General features: G+C 70.2%; 13 protein-coding genes. 7 read left to right on the plus strand and 6 right to left on the minus strand.

Annotated features, from left to right (window positions below; translation table 11 throughout):
• Positions 1-10 precede the first annotated feature (10 nt).
• Positions 11-799, minus strand: a complete 789-nt coding sequence (locus E6A26_RS00290; RefSeq protein ID WP_136609195.1) for a hypothetical protein — start codon at positions 797-799, stop codon at positions 11-13.
• Positions 800-1,002: 203 nt separating this feature from the next.
• On the opposite strand from E6A26_RS00290, the gene E6A26_RS00295 reads away from it, so the two are divergent.
• Entirely contained in the window at positions 1,003-1,761 is a 759-nt protein-coding gene (locus E6A26_RS00295; RefSeq protein WP_136609196.1) for an SDR family NAD(P)-dependent oxidoreductase, read from the plus strand.
• Between the two features lie 16 nt (positions 1,762-1,777).
• Here the strand turns inward: E6A26_RS00295 and E6A26_RS00300 are convergent, their stop codons facing one another.
• A complete protein-coding gene (locus E6A26_RS00300; RefSeq protein WP_136609197.1) occupies positions 1,778-2,398 on the minus strand; it encodes an L-threonylcarbamoyladenylate synthase in 621 nt (206 codons plus the stop codon).
• A gap of 63 nt (positions 2,399-2,461) precedes the next feature.
• On the minus strand, positions 2,462-3,829 hold the full coding sequence (locus E6A26_RS00305; protein ID WP_136609198.1) for an LCP family protein: 1,368 nt from the start codon (positions 3,827-3,829) through the stop codon (positions 2,462-2,464).
• A 199-nt stretch (positions 3,830-4,028) separates the two neighbouring features.
• Here E6A26_RS00305 and E6A26_RS00310 point away from each other — a divergent pair, with 199 nt between their 5' ends.
• From E6A26_RS00310 to E6A26_RS00325, 4 genes are all read left to right on the plus strand, one after another.
• The gene (locus tag E6A26_RS00310) at positions 4,029-4,262 is read left to right on the plus strand and encodes a hypothetical protein (protein ID WP_136609199.1); all 234 of its coding nucleotides are present in this window, start codon (positions 4,029-4,031) and stop codon (positions 4,260-4,262) included.
• Positions 4,263-4,363: 101 nt separating this feature from the next.
• Positions 4,364-5,218, plus strand: a complete 855-nt coding sequence (locus E6A26_RS00315) for a metal-dependent hydrolase (RefSeq protein WP_234864889.1) — start codon at positions 4,364-4,366, stop codon at positions 5,216-5,218.
• Positions 5,219-5,329: 111 nt separating this feature from the next.
• Positions 5,330-7,948 carry a Tex family protein gene (locus E6A26_RS00320; protein WP_211128859.1) on the plus strand — a complete coding sequence of 873 codons (2,619 nt, stop codon included), beginning with the start codon at positions 5,330-5,332 and terminating at the stop codon, positions 7,946-7,948.
• A gap of 178 nt (positions 7,949-8,126) precedes the next feature.
• Positions 8,127-8,792 (plus strand): hypothetical protein, encoded by a 666-nt coding sequence (locus E6A26_RS00325; RefSeq protein ID WP_136609201.1) that lies wholly within the window; start codon positions 8,127-8,129, stop codon positions 8,790-8,792.
• Positions 8,793-9,024: 232 nt separating this feature from the next.
• Here the strand turns inward: E6A26_RS00325 and E6A26_RS00330 are convergent, their stop codons facing one another.
• Positions 9,025-11,931 carry an alkaline phosphatase family protein gene (locus E6A26_RS00330; RefSeq protein ID WP_234864830.1) on the minus strand — a complete coding sequence of 969 codons (2,907 nt, stop codon included), beginning with the start codon at positions 11,929-11,931 and terminating at the stop codon, positions 9,025-9,027.
• A 110-nt stretch (positions 11,932-12,041) separates the two neighbouring features.
• On the opposite strand from E6A26_RS00330, the gene E6A26_RS00335 reads away from it, so the two are divergent.
• Together E6A26_RS00335 and E6A26_RS00340 are read left to right on the plus strand one after the other, a co-directional pair.
• Positions 12,042-12,452 carry an ArsR/SmtB family transcription factor gene (locus E6A26_RS00335; protein ID WP_136609202.1) on the plus strand — a complete coding sequence of 137 codons (411 nt, stop codon included), beginning with the start codon at positions 12,042-12,044 and terminating at the stop codon, positions 12,450-12,452.
• 2 nt (positions 12,453-12,454) lie between these two features.
• Positions 12,455-12,916, plus strand: a complete 462-nt coding sequence (locus E6A26_RS00340; RefSeq protein ID WP_136609203.1) for an SRPBCC family protein — start codon at positions 12,455-12,457, stop codon at positions 12,914-12,916.
• A 46-nt stretch (positions 12,917-12,962) separates the two neighbouring features.
• Here E6A26_RS00340 and E6A26_RS00345 read toward each other — a convergent pair whose 3' ends face one another.
• Together E6A26_RS00345 and E6A26_RS00350 are read right to left on the minus strand one after the other, a co-directional pair.
• Positions 12,963-14,189 (minus strand): Dyp-type peroxidase, encoded by a 1,227-nt coding sequence (locus tag E6A26_RS00345; RefSeq protein WP_136609204.1) that lies wholly within the window; start codon positions 14,187-14,189, stop codon positions 12,963-12,965.
• Positions 14,190-14,205: 16 nt separating this feature from the next.
• The gene (locus tag E6A26_RS00350; protein WP_168928635.1) at positions 14,206-14,940 is read right to left on the minus strand and encodes an EfeM/EfeO family lipoprotein; all 735 of its coding nucleotides are present in this window, start codon (positions 14,938-14,940) and stop codon (positions 14,206-14,208) included.
• Positions 14,941-15,076 lie beyond the last annotated feature (136 nt).

The raw sequence follows: 15,076 nt of genomic DNA on the forward strand, positions 1-15,076 counted from the left end.
CCCGACCGGGTCAGCGCCCCTCGTCGTGGAGCCTGCGGAGGTAGGTCTCGACGTCGTAGGGGTCGCCCCCGGTGGGCGGCGCGCTGGGTGAGGCTGGCAGCGCTGGGCGCTTGGCGGCGCCTTGCGCTGCGGCACGCCCGGCGCGCCGCGCTTCCCGCTCCGCGGCACGCGAAGGCCGCGGCTCGCCGTCGCGCCGGCGGTAGTAGCGCTCCTCGAAGAACTGGCGGCGCTGCCTCCGCGCGGCGGAGAGGCCGAGGCCGAGCAGGATGAGCAGCACGAAGGGGGCCCCGTCGGCCCGGCCCAGCCCCAGGATGAGCATGAACAGGACTGCGAACGCGATCCACTTGCCGCTCATCGCGAGGACCGTCATGGCCCAGCTGTTGCGGCCGCTGTGCCACAGCGGCTTCGGGTCCACGTTGATCGCTCTGAGGATCCGGACGGCCTGGCCGATAGTGAGGCCGCGCAGGCTCGGCCGCAGGCCAGTCTGCTGCCACACGGCGCTGCGCACGAAGTCCACCTGGAACGGAAGCGCGAGCGGCGACCCGTCCGGCGCGAGGAGGTCTCGCCACGCGTCGGTGGTCTGCTGTGAGACGACGCCGAGCCCCGTTCGACGGGTGCGGCGGCGCGGCGCGCTGGCGCGGGGCCGCGGGGTCTGCGGCCCGGGTGCCGCGTGCGGCGCCGGTGCTTGCCGGGCCGGCAGGTGGGGGCCCGGGATCGGCTCGTGTGGGGCGTGGTGCTGCGCAGCGGCGGACGACGGCGGCGCCGGCGCCTCCGCGTGTGGCTGGTCCGGGGAGCTCACCGGAAAGCGCCCGGAACTCTGATGATTGCGATAGCGGAACCGTGCCACGACAGGCCTCCTCTCGCTATCCCCATTCTAGGCTCGTGGGTATCCGGCACGCCGGGAGCCCGCGGTTCGCTCGATTCGAAAGGACCCATCATGGATGTCTTCGCTCCCGGCTTGGCCGGGCTTCGCACGCCGCTCCGGGCAGAAGGGGGTGTCCGGTGAGCGGGCTCGACGGCCAGGTCGCCCTCGTCACCGGAAGCTCGCGCGGCATCGGTGCCGCGATCGCCGTCGAACTTGCCAGCCGGGGTGCCGCCGTGGCTGTGCACGGGAGGGATCGCGGCGCCGTCGACTCCGTGGTGGCAGCGATCGCGCGCGGCGGCGGGAAGGCCCTCGGGGTGCTCGGCGACGTGACGAGCTTCGACGACCTCGAGGCGGTGCGGCGCGACGTCGAGCGGGGCCTCGGCCCGGTGGACGTGCTGGTGGCCAACGCCGGCGGGAACTTCACGCCGCCCGCGGCACTCGAGGACATCCCCGAAGCCGGCTGGCGCGCGACGGTGGACGGGAACCTCACCGCGACGTTCCTCACGCTCAAGAGCTTCCTCCCTGGGATGAAGGCGCGCGGTCGAGGCTCGATCGTCACGATCGCGTCCACCGCCGCGAGGAGGCCGGACGCACGGTCGCCCATCGCCTACGGCGCCGCGAAGGCCGGGATCGTGCTGCTCACCCAGGACGTTGCGGCCCAGGCCGGTCCGTTCGGCGTCCGGGTGAACTGCCTCGCGCCGGAGACGATCCTCACGGAGCGGAACCACGAGCGGATCCCCGTCGAGCAGCAGGCGGCACTGGCCGAGTACCACCCGCTGCGCCGCCTCGGCACGCCGCAGGACGTTGCTGACGCCGTGGCGTTCCTGGCCTCCGAGGACGCCGGCTGGATCACCGGAGTGGTGCTCGACGTGGCTGGCGGCTCCGTCCTGAGGTGAGCCGCGGAAGCGGCCGCTACTCGAAGCGGGACGCGTCGCCCGAGCCGTGCCGGGCCACCTCCGCGTAGCCGTCGGAGAAGTCGATCACGGTGGTCGGTTCCGTGCCGCAGTCGCCGGCGTCCACCACGGCGTCGAGCACGTGGTCGAGCCGCTCCTTGATGTCCCAGCCATCGATGAGCGGATCCTCGTCGCCGGGCAGCAGCAGCGTCGAGGAGAGAATCGGCTCGCCGAGCTCGCCCAGGAGCGAGCGGACCACGTTGCTGTCCGGGATGCGCACGCCCACCGTCTTCTTCTTGGGGTGGAGCATCCGCCGGGGGACCTCGCGCGTCGCGGGGAGGATGAACGTGTACGGTCCGGGTGTCACGCCCTTGATTGCCCTGAAGACGTCGTTGTCCACGTTGACGAGCTGGCCGAGCTGCGCGAAGTCGCGGCACACGAGCGTGAAGTGGTGCTTGCCGTCGAGGCGCCGGATCTGCCGGATGCGGTCCAGCGCGTCGCGGTTGCCCATCTGGGCGCCGAGCGCGTAGCACGAGTCCGTGGGGTAGGCGATGAGTCCGCCGTCCCGCAGGATCTGGACGATCTGCCCGATGAGCCGCGGCTGGGGGTCCACGGGGTGGACGTCGAAGTAGCGCGCCATTCCCCGAGCCTACGCCTCAGGGCTTGGCGATCGGCGGTTGAGCCTCGGTGTTGGCTTGCCCGGCTACTTCACGCAAGGGATCCCGCCGCCCTGAAGGGAGCCTGTCCAGTCGGCGTACGTGTTGGCTGTGGGCGAGGGGGTCGCCATGGTGGCCTGGGCCGGGGCCCCGGGTTCCGCCGGGGCTTGGGCGGCGGGCGCGCCCGTCGCGGCGGGAGCCGGAGCGTTCGACGGCGATGCCTGGCTCGTCGGGGCGGCCGCCGTGGAGCTCGGGGAAGGCGGGGCGAGGAGCGTCTTGACCGTCGCCTGGACCTGCGCCACGTCCACGGTGTTGATCGACGCTCCCTCCGGCGACCAGCCGAAGCCTGTGATCGGAAGCGTCGAGAAGGAGATGTTGCCGCCGGTGAGGGACGTGGCCTGCTGGGCGAGCTGGATGAGGTCCAGGCCGGAGTCGACCGCGATGTTCTTGCTCACGGCGTCGAATACGCCCTGCATCTTCGGGATGTCGGTGAGGGTGCCGGCCTGCTTGAGCTGGTGGAGCACCGAGGCGATGAACGCCTGCTGGCGCCGCTCGCGGTCCAGATCGGTGAAGAAGTACGTCGAGTCGCTCGTGTCCCGGCGCTGCCGGACGAACGCCACGGCCTGCTTGGCGTCGATCTGCTGGGTGCCGGCCTTGAAGTCGGCGCCGGAGAACGTGTCCTTCGTCGCACGGTTGATGCACACGGTGATGGGCGCGATGACCTGTGCGACCTGGTAGAACGCGGCCATCGTGACCTCGACGAAGTGGTCGATGTGCACGCTGCCGAGGAACTTCGAGACTGTCGCGATCTCAGCCTTGCGGCCGGCGTCCCGCGCCGCCTGGTAGGTCGCGTCGTCGTTCGCCTTGCCCTCGTTCAGCAGGGCCGTCTGCTCCGCTGCGAGCGCGTAGCCGTAGGCCTCCTTGATCTTGGCCTTGAACCCTGCCCCGGGGAAGCCTGCCGTCTGGACATAGTCGTCACGGGGGATCGAGAGCGCGGTGGCCTTGGACCCGTCGGCGGGGATGTGGAGGAGCATGAGGACGTTGGCGTTGTAGCCGCCCACGTCGTCTCCGCCGGCGTGCAGGGCGTCGTAGACGTCCGCGGGGAGCGGCTTGCCATCCTCGCCGAGCCGGGAGTCCATGCCCATGACGAGGATGTTGGTGTCCGCCGTGAGCTTGGGCACGGACTGGACCGTCTGGGAGGGGTCCGCGAGGAGGATGTCCGAGCGGTGGATATTGGAGTTGATCTGGGCGGCCGTCGCGCCAGCATAGGCGAGGCCTCCCGCGACAACGACGGCGGTCGTCGTGCCGACCGCGAGGAGGATCCGGGGCCACAGCGGGCGGACACGGAAGCGGCGGGCCACCTGGACCGGCGTGGGCGCGGTCTGTGCGCGCGGAGGGAGACTCTGAGCTCTCATCCCGTGTTCCTTCGTACCTCAGTGCGCACCAGGATGCAGGCCGCCCTCATCAGAGTATGAGGGATCCGGTATCCGGCGTCACTTCGCCTGCCCGGCGAGGCGTCATGAAAGGACGACGGCGCCGCGGCGACTTGCGCGGATTCCCGCCGCGCCGGGCCAGCATCGCTATTTTGTCGGTGGCCGATCCTAGCCTCGAAACATGAGCGCACTTGCTATCGACGAACTCGTCTTCCGGGGGGCCGCCCGCCCCTCCATGGTGCCCGTCCTGGCCGAGGACGCGTGTGCCGGCTGCGGCCGCGGCCTTGCCCTGTTCGAGGAAGTCCACTGCGCGGACTGCGCAGACCTCGCCCTGCACGCCGAGTGCGGGGACTGCGGGCGCGTGCTCCGCGACGCCGACCTCGTGGCCGGAGTCTGCACCGACTGCCTCTCGTAGCGCACAGGCGGTAGGTCTCGGCCCGGTAAGGTAGGTCTGCCCCGGGTCGATGGGGCTACGCGTTCGGCGTATCCGCAGGTCAGAGGAGGATTGGCCGAATGATGGGCCCCCATCACGCTGCGTGTGGCGCTGCCGCCTGGGTGGCAGTGACAACCCGGCTGCATCTGGACTTGGCACTCGTCACGGTGCCCCTCGGATGGGGTCCCCACAGCGTGGACCTCGGCTGGCCCGTCTTGCACGCCACTCCGCTGGGTGTCATCGCCGGCGCGCTCGTGACGGCTGGGGCGGCGCTCCTTCCCGATGCCGACCATCGCAGCGCGACGATCGCACACTCGCTTCCGCCGGTATCGCGGTGGGTGTGCGAAGGGATTGGGGCTGTTTCGGGCGGTCATCGCAACGGAACGCATTCCCTCCTCGGCATTGCCGTGTTCACGGCCATCGCCTGGGTGGCGGGCCTCTGGACCATGGACGTGCCCCACTTCGGGTCCGTCCACGTCGGCGCGGGGATCGTCTCGCTTCTGCTCGTTGCGTTCGCGGCCAAGGTGCTCGGGATCCTGCCCGACGGCGTCCGGAAGCTGCCATGGGTCCTTTCCGTCCCGCTCGCCGCGTTCATCGCCCTCTACGCCCCGCACGAACAGAATTGGTTCCCCTTCGCCGTCGCCCTCGGCTCCGCCGTCCACGTCGCCGGCGACATGCTCACGGACGGCGGGTGCAATCCGCTCTGGCCGATCGCGATCCGGCGGCCGCGGCGCCTGTCTCGCGTGCCGCTCGTCGCCTGGGTGTGGCATCGCGGCGGGCGCGTCGCGTTCCCGATCCTGGGGGACGCGGGCTCGTGGCGCGAATGGCTCATGCTCGTCCCCGTGAGCCTCTATGCGATTGCCGGGGTCGCGGGCGCGCTGCTGGCTTTGGGCCGCACAGGCCTCTCGGCCCTCGCGGGGGCATGGGGCGTTGGCTGAGCGGCGGTTCCGGAGCGTTGACGGAGGTTGGCGGAGACTCGCCCAGGGGCGCCGGTGGCCCCGAGGCGTCGGCGGGTCTGCAATGTCGGCCGGATAGGGCAAAGTAGTTCCGTGACTCACCCCGCAGTGCCCTCGCCCTCGAAGACCGCCTCGAACACCGCTCCGTCCACACCCTCGGCGCGACCGGCCGGCCAGGCCGCACGCCCTGGCAACGGTGCCGCGGCCCAGAAGATTGCCGCGACGATCGCGGCCGAGCTCGGCGTCAAGCCGTGGCAGGTCGAGGCAGCGATCGCTCTCCTCGACGGCGGGGCGACGGTGCCGTTCATCGCGCGCTACCGCAAGGAAGCCACGGGAACGCTCGACGATGCCCAGCTCCGCGACCTCGAGGAGCGGCTCCGCTACCTCCGCGAGCTCGAGGACCGCCGGGGTGCCGTGCTCAAGGCGATCGAGGAGCAGGGCGCGCTGACGGAGCAGCTGCAGGACGCGATCGTCCGCGCCGAGACCAAGGCCGAGCTCGAAGACCTCTACCTGCCGTACAAGTCGAAGCGGCGCACGAAGGCGCAGATCGCCCGCGAAGCAGGCCTCGAGCCGCTCGCGGACGCGCTCATCGCGGACCCCACACGGGTCCCGGACGAGGCCGCTGCGGCGTACGTCGACGACGCGCGGGGTGTCGCCTCGGCGGCGGACGCGCTCGCCGGGGCGCGGGCGATCCTCACGGACCGCGTGGGCCAGGACACCGTTCTCGTGGCCGAGCTGCGCGAGCGGCTGTGGAGCCGGGGCCGCGTGCGCGCGGAAGCGGCGGAGGGCGTCTCTGCCGAGCTGGCCGGCAAATACGCCGACTACGCGGACTACGTGCAGCCGATCGAGTCCCTGCCCGGCCACCGCGTCCTCGCACTCCTGCGCGGCGAGCGTGAGGGTGCGCTCACGGTGGGGCTCGTCGAGTCTGATCCGCGCGACGAAGCCGGTCTCGAGGAGGCCCGTTCCGGCTACGAGTCCGCCGTGGCCCGCTCGCTCGGGATCCGCGCCGCGGGCGAGGCCCCGGCGGGCAAGTGGCTCGCGCAGACCGTCCGGATTGCGTGGCGCGGACGGCTCCAGCCCCGCCTCGAGACGGACCTGCGCGGGCGGCTGTTCGAGGCCGCGGAGGAAGAGGCCGTGCGCGTGTTCGCGGCGAATCTGCGCGACGTGCTGCTCGCGGCGCCGGCAGGGAACCGGGCAGTGCTGGGCCTCGACCCGGGGCTCCGCACGGGTGTGAAGGTCGCCGTCGTCGATGGCACCGGCAAGGTCGTGGACACGGCCACGATCTACCCGCACGCGCCGGCGAACAAGTGGAAGGAAGCCTTGGGGACGCTCGAGGCGCTCGCAGCGAAGCACGGGATCGAACTCGTAGCCGTGGGCAACGGCACGGCAAGCCGCGAGACGGATCGGCTCGCGGGCGAGCTGCTGGCTCGGCTGGCGCAGAGCGGCTCAGGCGAGCGCGGCTCTGGCGAGCCGGCCCGCAAGATCGCGAAGGTCATCGTGTCGGAGGCTGGCGCGTCCGTGTACTCGGCGTCGGCGCTCGCCTCAGCCGAGCTGCCAGAGCTCGACGTCTCGCTCCGCGGGGCGGTCTCGATCGCCCGGCGCCTCCAGGACCCGCTCGCGGAGCTCGTGAAGATCGAGCCCAAGTCGATCGGCGTGGGCCAGTATCAGCACGACCTCACTCCCGCAAAGCTGGATCGCTCGCTCGACGCCGTGGTCGAGGACTGCGTCACGGCGGTCGGCGTGGACGTCAACACCGCCTCGCCGTCGCTCCTCGCCCGCGTGGCCGGCGTCGGTCCGCTCCTGAGCCGCAGCATCGTGGACTACCGCGACGCCAACGGCCCGTTCGCGAGCAGGGCCGAGCTCAAGAAGGTCCCGCGGCTTGGCGCGAAGGCGTTCGAGCAGTGCGCCGGCTTCCTCCGCATCACGGGTGGATCCGAACCGCTCGACGCGTCGGCGGTGCACCCGGAGGCCTACGGGCTCGCGCACCGGATCCTCGCCGCTGCCGGCGCGAGCGCCCCTGGCCGTGCGGGTGCCGCGAGCGCCGCCTCCTCGGTGGGCACGCTCGACCCCGCGGGCTTCGTGGACGAGCGCTTTGGCCTGCCGACGGTCAAGGACGTCGTGGCCGAGCTTGTGCGGCCGGGACGCGACCCCCGCCCTGAATTCGTCACCGCTGCCCTCAAGGAGGGAGTCGAGACGATCGGCGACCTCAAGCCCGGCATGGTCCTCGAGGGCACGGTCTCCAACGTCGCGGCGTTCGGCGCGTTCGTAGACATCGGTGTTCATCAGGACGGCCTCGTGCACGTTTCCGCGATGAGCTCGAAATTTGTCTCCGATCCGCGCGAGGTCGTGAAGTCCGGCCAAGTGGTCCGGGTCAAGGTGCTCGACGTCGACGTGCCCCGCAAGCGCATCTCGCTCACGCTCCGGCTCGACGACGAGGCCTCCAGCGGCCGCGGGGGTGGTCCCCGCGGGGCCGGTCAGGGTCGCGGCGAGGGCCCGCGTGGAGCGGACCAGAGGCGTGACGGCGACGGCCCGCGCCCGGGTCAGAACCGCGGCGGCGCCCAGGATCGCGGCGGCCGCGGCGACGGCCCGCGCGGAGGCGAGGGCCGCCGTCGTCCGCGGACTGGCGCGGGAGAAGCGGACGGCAGGCAGCAGTCCGCGGGGCCAGATACGGCCCTCGCCGACGCCCTCAGGAGGGCAGGACTGACGGGCTGAAGCCCGCCTGGCGAGGCCCTCGATTGGCGGCGGGCCAGTGAAACATGGAAGCATTTGAACGGTGACGTTTCCTACCCGTCCCCGAAAGGACGCCGCCGAAACGCCCACAGGGGGGCTCAGGCGGCGTCGCCGACAAGTGAACCTACGGGGCCGCCTGCCCCTCTGGACAGCGGGCCTCGTGGCGGCAGCGCTTGCCGTCATGGCCCTCATCTACTTCCCCCTGGAGCTGCTCATCACGTGTGGCCTCCTGCTGATCGTCGCCCTCGTCTGGCGCTCGCGGTCGTCGCGCGCGCTCGGTTCAGGCCTCATGCCCATCGCGGTCGTGTGGAGCGCAGTCGGGGCGCTCGTCCTCTCTGTCGGCGCCGTCGCGGCGCGGACGGTGATCCCCGGGCTCGAGCTGCCTTCCGCGGCATCGGCCTCGCCGGGCGCCTTCGGTTCAGACGATCCTTCGGCGAGCCAGCCGCAGCCTGCGAGCAGCCCCGCGGCATCGCCGTCCTCGACGATCTCGGTGCAGTCGGCCGAGCCCGCGCAGCACCTGACTCAGGCCTCGGTTCCCCAGGCGACCGTTCCCGCGGCGCCGGCCCAGGGCGGAGCGGCGGCTCAGCCAGCGGCACCGGTGGTTCCTTTGGCTCCGCCGCCGGCCGCCACCGTCGCGCCGCAGCCCGCCTCGAGCGCTCCTGCGGCCGCGCCGGCGCCCCCACCGGCCGCCGCCCAGCGCCCCTCGAGCCCGGCCCCCACCAGCGCACCCGCGAGCACGCCGGCGGCTTCGCCGACGCCGACGGCTCCCAAGCAGGACTGTGTTGCCCCGCTCAGCGGGCTCGTGAGCGTCAAGGTCTGCGGCTAACGCCCGTTCGCGCCGCCTGAAGCCCCGCAGGCAGAGCCCCCGCAGCCTGAGCCCCGCGGGCAGATGCCAAGGGTCAGATGCCAAGGGCGGCTTCCCCCGCCGAGGGGGATGCGGTCCTTGTGCGTCCTGTGTGGCCCGCAGATGAAACAGGCGCCGGGCCCGACGGGTTGTCCGTCGGACCCGGCGCCTGCCGGCCTTCAGCGACCGGCGGTCAACCGCCTGTCAGGAGCGATCAGCCGTCCTCGTGGTTCGTCGAGCCAGCGGGGATGCCCGGCACCTCGTTCGGGCCGTAGATCTTTGCGTCACCCGGGTACGGGCTCTGCCAGTTGTGGGTCTGGTACCAGGTCCAGCGGTTGAACAGGTACGGGTTCGCGAAGTCCTCCTTCGCGCCGTTGCCGGTCAGGTGCTGCTGCTCGGACCAGCTGTCCCAGTCCTCGGCGATCTCCTGCATCGAGTCGGGGACGGCCGTGGCCTGAGCGGCGGCGGAGTTGACCACGGCGGCCGCTGCGCCGGTCTGGCCCAGCGTGTCGTTCCCACAGGCCGGGGCGGTCTTGACGCCCTCGGTCAGCGGAACCTGGTTCGGGACCGCGTTGTACGGCGTCAGGTCCGCCTTGTTGGTGAAGGCGTCGAACATCGGAGTGGCCGCGGCGACCTTCTGGTTCAGCGGCTGGGCACCGAGGATCTGCTCGATGGTCCGGACCATGCTGATCTGCGAGTAGAACGTGCTGACGGTCTGGCCGTGCACGGCGTACGGGCTGATGACCTGGACCGGGGCTCGGTGGCCGTCAATGTGGTCGGCGCCGTCCTGGCTGTCGTCCTCGGCGATGAAGATCGCGGAGTCCTTCCAGTACTGCGAGTGCGAGATCTCGTCGACGATCTTGCCCACAGCAAGGTCGTTGTCCGCGACCTGGGCCTCAGGGTCGGCCGTGCCGCCGGTGTGGTCACTCGAGAGCCACATCATCTGGAAGTTCTTCGGACCGTTCTTCTCGAAGTCCTGCTTCCAGGTCGCGTAGCGGTAGATGTCCGGCACCGAGGTGTCGAACGGCGCGGCGTTGGTGTCCGCGATCGCGTTGAGCGAGGGGATCGCCGAGCTGGCATGCATCTGGATCGACGGGTCGAAGAGCTGCTTCGGGTCGCCGCCGGCCATCGTGCTCGTGGCCGCGCAGTAGTACTGCTGCCACGTCGCGCCGGCCGGCTTGCCCTCGCCGTACTCGAACTCGCCATAGTTCCGGGCGGTGTTGCCCGCCGACTGGATCGCAGTCCAGAGGAAACCGGAGCGCTGGTGGCCGAGGACGTCCTCTTCGGTGTCGTACGAGCGGGTGTACTCGCCGGCGCTCGTCTCGGTGTACGCCGGGTTGTCGCCCTGCATCATCCAGTTGTGGCCCTCGGCCGAGTTCGTGCCGATGTCATACGTGTTGTCGTAGAGGCCGAACTGGGCTGCCAGCGCGTGCTGGTTCGGAGTGACCTTCGCGCCGAACTGCGCGAGCGAGGGGTCGCCGTTGCCCTGCTTCATGTCGCCGTAGACCTGGTCGTACGTGCGGTTCTCCTTGACGATCAGGAAGACGTGCTTGATCGTCGACGGGTCGCCGACCTGCTTTGGGACCGCGACGGCCTCGCCCTGGTTGCCCTGGCTGTCCTGGCTGTCCTGGTTGTCCTTGGCGGAGTGGTCATCCCAGCCGTTCTGCTTGAAGACCGTGTCCGTGTACTGCTGGATCTGGTCGTCGCTCGGCAGGGTGAACTTGGTGAGCGAGGCGGTGGTGGAGTGCGTGCCGTGACCGGTTGCAACCGTTGTGCCCGGGCCCTTGTTGTAGCTCAGCGCCGGCCCGCGGGCGTCGATGCCGCGGGTGTTGGTGACCACGATCTGGCCGTTCACGGCCGTCACGTTCTCGGGGAAGTAGTCCGTCGGCAGGAGGCCGACGTAGCTGGCCGGGTCCTTTGCCTCCTTCTTGTTCACCTTGAACACTGCAATCGCGTTCGCGCGGCCCAAGGAGACCAGAAGACGGTCGCCCTGCATGGTGATGGCGGTCGGCTGGTAGCCCACCTTCGACGGGGCCCACGGCTGGGTCGCGATGGTCTGGACCACCTTGTTGCTCGCCGTGTCGACGACCGAGAGCGTGTCGCTGTTGGTGTTCGCCACGTAGAGCGTGGAGCCGTCGAGGAACATCGCGGTCGGGTGCAGTTGGACGTCGATCGACGAAACGGCGGCGGCGGGGTTGGCGGTGTCGACGACGCTGACCGTACCAGTCGTGGAGGTGCCGAGGTTCGTGTCCGCGGGAACCTGCGTGTGGTACGAGTCCATAGTCGCGTCACCAGCGACGGCCTGGCGGCCACCCTCATTGGAGACGTACAGCTTGGCGCCCACGAACTTCAACTGGCGCGGGGCAATGCCAACGTTGAACGTCTGCTTGACCGTGCCGGCTGCCGGATCGATGGCGACGACGGTGTTCTGGCCGTTCACAGCGGCGTACAGCGTCGAGCCGTCGGGAGAGAACGTCATCCCGGCGGTCAGCGCCTGCTTGCCGGACGCGGTCGGGATGCTGATCTTCGTGCCGGCACCGAGCGAACCGTCCGCGTTGAAGGCGTAGCGCACGATCCCCGTGGACACCGGCTCGTACAGGAACTTGCCGTCGGGGGAGAAGACCGGCCCTTCCTGCCCTACCGAGCCGTCGGTGATGTGCTGGTAGGCCATGTTCAGGTAGCCGGCGTTGCTCGCCGCCGCGGCGAACGACGCGGCCGCGAGCGTCCCGGCCGCCGCCACCGGCTTGTAGGTCTTGAGGTCGAACACCTGCAGGTCGACTGAGCGATCGGCGCTCGTCCCCACGAGGTAGCGGCCATCTGGGCTGACCGTCGAGCCCATGATCTTGCCGAACGGCGTCATGACGCGGTCGCCAATGGGCTTGATGACCTGGTTCGACGAGATCTGCTCGCCGTCGTCGTACTGGGTGCCGACCTGCTGCTGCCCGAACGCGATCGTCGACGCGGCGGCGATGCCACCGCCCAGGAGGACGAGTGTGCAGCTCGCGGCCATGATCGTGAGCGGCTTGCGGCCACCCATGATCTCCTTCAGCCGGCGCAGGCCGAGGGGTCTGCGCGGGCGCTCGTTGAGATTTCTCTGGGGGATTTCTGACAGTTTTGTCATGCGTGTGAACTTATGAGCCGCAGTTTAAATCCATCGCCGAGTTTGGTGACGTTTTTGGTGCACCTCGGCAACCACTTGACACCTCGGGCGTGGCGCAGATACTTAAGTACATGGTTAAGTATTCGGAGGGCGGCAATGAGGAGGCCATCTTTGATGCGATCTTCCACGCGCTCTCCGATCCGCGCCGCAGGGCGATCATCACGCGCCTCTGCGAAGGGCCCGCTACGGTGAGCGCCCTCGCCGCCCCGCTTGGGGTGAGCCTCCCCGCCGTCGTCCAGCACCTCGCCGTGCTCGAGGAAGCCGGCCTCATCACCACGCTCAAGTCCGGTCGCGTCCGGACGTGCACGCTTGCCCCTGATGCGCTCCGGCGCGCCGAGGCATGGATTTCAACACGCCGGCTTCCGCAAGAGCGTGCCCTCGATCGGCTGGGAGCTTTCCTTTCCAGCCAGAGCTCCCCACCCGACCCATCGAAGCCGTCCAAGCCGCCCACCCCGCCCGCCAAGGCCCAACCCGAGGAGTAACCATGAGCCAGCAGATCCAATCCACGTTCACCGTCGAGCGCGTCATCGCGGCGCCGCCGTCGCGCGTGTTCCAGGCCTTCGCCGACCTTGAGCAGAAGAAGCAGTGGTTCGCCGGTCCCGACGGCTGGACCCAGGTCGAGGCCACGTTCGACTTCCGGCCCGGCGGATCGGAGGTCAACGTCGGGGAGACTCCGGACGGCGATCGGAGTGAGTTCTACGCCCACTACTACGACATCGTCCCCAGCGAGCGGATCGTCTACACCTACGAGATGCACCACAAGGGCGTGAAGCTCTCCGTCTCCCTCGCTACGTTCGAGTTCGAGCCTGAGGATGAGGCCACGCGCCTCACGCTCACGGAGCACGGCGTGTTCCTCGACGGGCACGAGGACCCGGCTCTCCGCGAGGAGGGCACGCGGTTGCTCTTCGACGGCCTTGCGGCGTACGTCGAGCGCGTACCCGCCTAACGGATGTTCCTGCGTGCCCACCCTCAGTGGGCACGAGAGGAGAGCCCTAGGCGAAGAGTCCCTCGCCAAGGAAGCCACCGTCCTTCTGGACGCCCGGGACCACGAAGAAGTACCCGCCGCCGAACGGCTCGATGTAGTCGGTCATGGGCTCGTTCGCGAGGCGGGTCTGCGTGGCCTCGAACTGCTCTTGGATGTTCTGCTGGAAGCTCGTGAAGATGAGCCCGGCCTGCATGTTGCCGTTGAGGTCCACTCCGAGTTCGTAGTTGTAGCCGCGGCGCAGCATGCGCGAACCGGAGGTCTCCTGCGTGCGCGGGTTCGCGAGCCGGATGTGGGCGTTGAGGGGGACCGTCTCGCCGTGGGGGTCGGACGCGTAGTCCGGCGTATCCGTCTCCTTGCTCTTCCCCAAGGGCGCCCCGCTCGCGCGATGGCGGCCGATCATGTTGTCCTGCTCGCCGAGGCCCACCCGGTCCCAGAATTCGACGAGCATGCGGATGATCCGCACCACCATGAACGTGCCGCCCTCGGCCCACGACGGCTGCCCCGAGCCGCCGCGGATCCACACGAGTTGCTCGTCCTGGGCCGGGTTGACGATCCCGTCCTTGTAGCCGAACAGGTTGCGGGGAGCGCCGTCCGGCCGCGGGCGGTTGTGGAAGCCGTTGATCTTCCACTGCAGCTGGAGCTGGCCGCGCGTCGCCTTCATGATGTCGCGCAGCGCGTAGTGGACCATGTCGGTCGAGTCCGCGCACAGCTGGAGGATGAGGTCGCCGCCGGTCCACTCCTCCTCGATCTGGTCCTTCGGGAACACCTTCATGTCCGTGAGGCCCTTCGGCTTCTTCGCGGCGAGCCCGAACACCGGGCTGTCGAAGAGGCTCGCGGCGAGCCCGAGCGTGAGCGTGAAGTTCGCCGCCGCGATGTCCTCGCCCATGACGCCTGAGTTCACCGGCGGCGCACCGTCCACGCCGCTCAGCTCGCTCGACGGCAAGGCATCGCCGGCCCCGTGGCCGCCGCCGAGGATCGTTGCCTTGACCGTGAGCTTCTGCAGGAGCGCCTTGAGCTCCGCGGTGTCGCGGCTCAGCACCTTGAACGCCGCGAAGCACGCCGATTGCTGCTGGGAGGCGGGGCGGTAAACGCCCGCTTGGTTCTCGCCGAGGAAACCGACGACGTCGGAGCTCGCCTCGGGTGCGTCATCCGCCCGGACCGCGGTGGCGGAGAGGAGCCCGCTGGCCGCGGCGCCGCCTGCGCCGATGAGGAAGGAACGTCGTTGGAGCTGCATGATGGCTGCTTTCTGGTCAGTCGGTCGAGAAGAGCGGCGGGACGAGCGAGAGGGATTCGAGGGCGCGCCCGAGCGCCGCGTTGACTGCCTGGCGCTCGGCGAGCGCGACCTTGGCGTAGTCGGTCCACGCGCCGTCCTTCTGGGTGGCGTCGATGGCGGCCCTGAGCGCGGCGAGCTCGCCGTCGAGCCTGGCGGGGAAGCCGGACTTGAGGTTGTCGAGCAGCCCACGGAGCATGTCGAGCACCTCTTGGGTGGCGTCGACGTCCGCTCGGGCCAGCGCGAGCGCGAGCCCCGAGCCCTGGTCTCCCCGGCCGGAGAGGTGGTCGCGCTGCGTGTCCTCGAGGATCTCGTGGAGCCGCAGCGGCATGTCGGAGGGCGCGACGGCTGTCTCGGGGAGCTTGGCCTCGAGCGCGTCGACGTCCGTGAGGAGCTTGTCGATGACGGGGATCAGTTCGCCCGCGCCCTGGCCATGCCAGAGGCCGTACTCGATCCGGCGGAGTCCCGTGAAGTCGGGGTTCGCGGCACCGTCCTCGAGGCCGCGTGAGCCGGGAGCGATCGCGCTGCCCAGGTCGCCGAAGCTGCCGTACGCGGCCCCCACGCTCTGCCAGGCCTGCTGCGCGTCAAGCCACGCCTGCATCGCCGAGTCGACGTCCCCGTTCCCGACGTTCGCGCGCAAGGCGAGCACGTGCTGGCGAAGCTCCGTCAGACGCTCGGCGACGTACTCGTGGTAGGCGGCAACGGCGTCGTCCATCGTTGCCGGGGGACCGGCCTGGGTGGGCTGGGGTCGGGTTGGCGCGCCCTGGGCGGGGCGTGCTGGAGAGACAGCGGGCGCGGTCATAGGAACCTCGGGTGTCCGGGCGGGGCGCCCGAGGGGCCTCAGGCAAGGT

It is taken from the genome of Sinomonas albida, assembly GCF_004919045.1.
Lineage (GTDB): Bacteria > Actinomycetota > Actinomycetes > Actinomycetales > Micrococcaceae > Sinomonas > Sinomonas albida.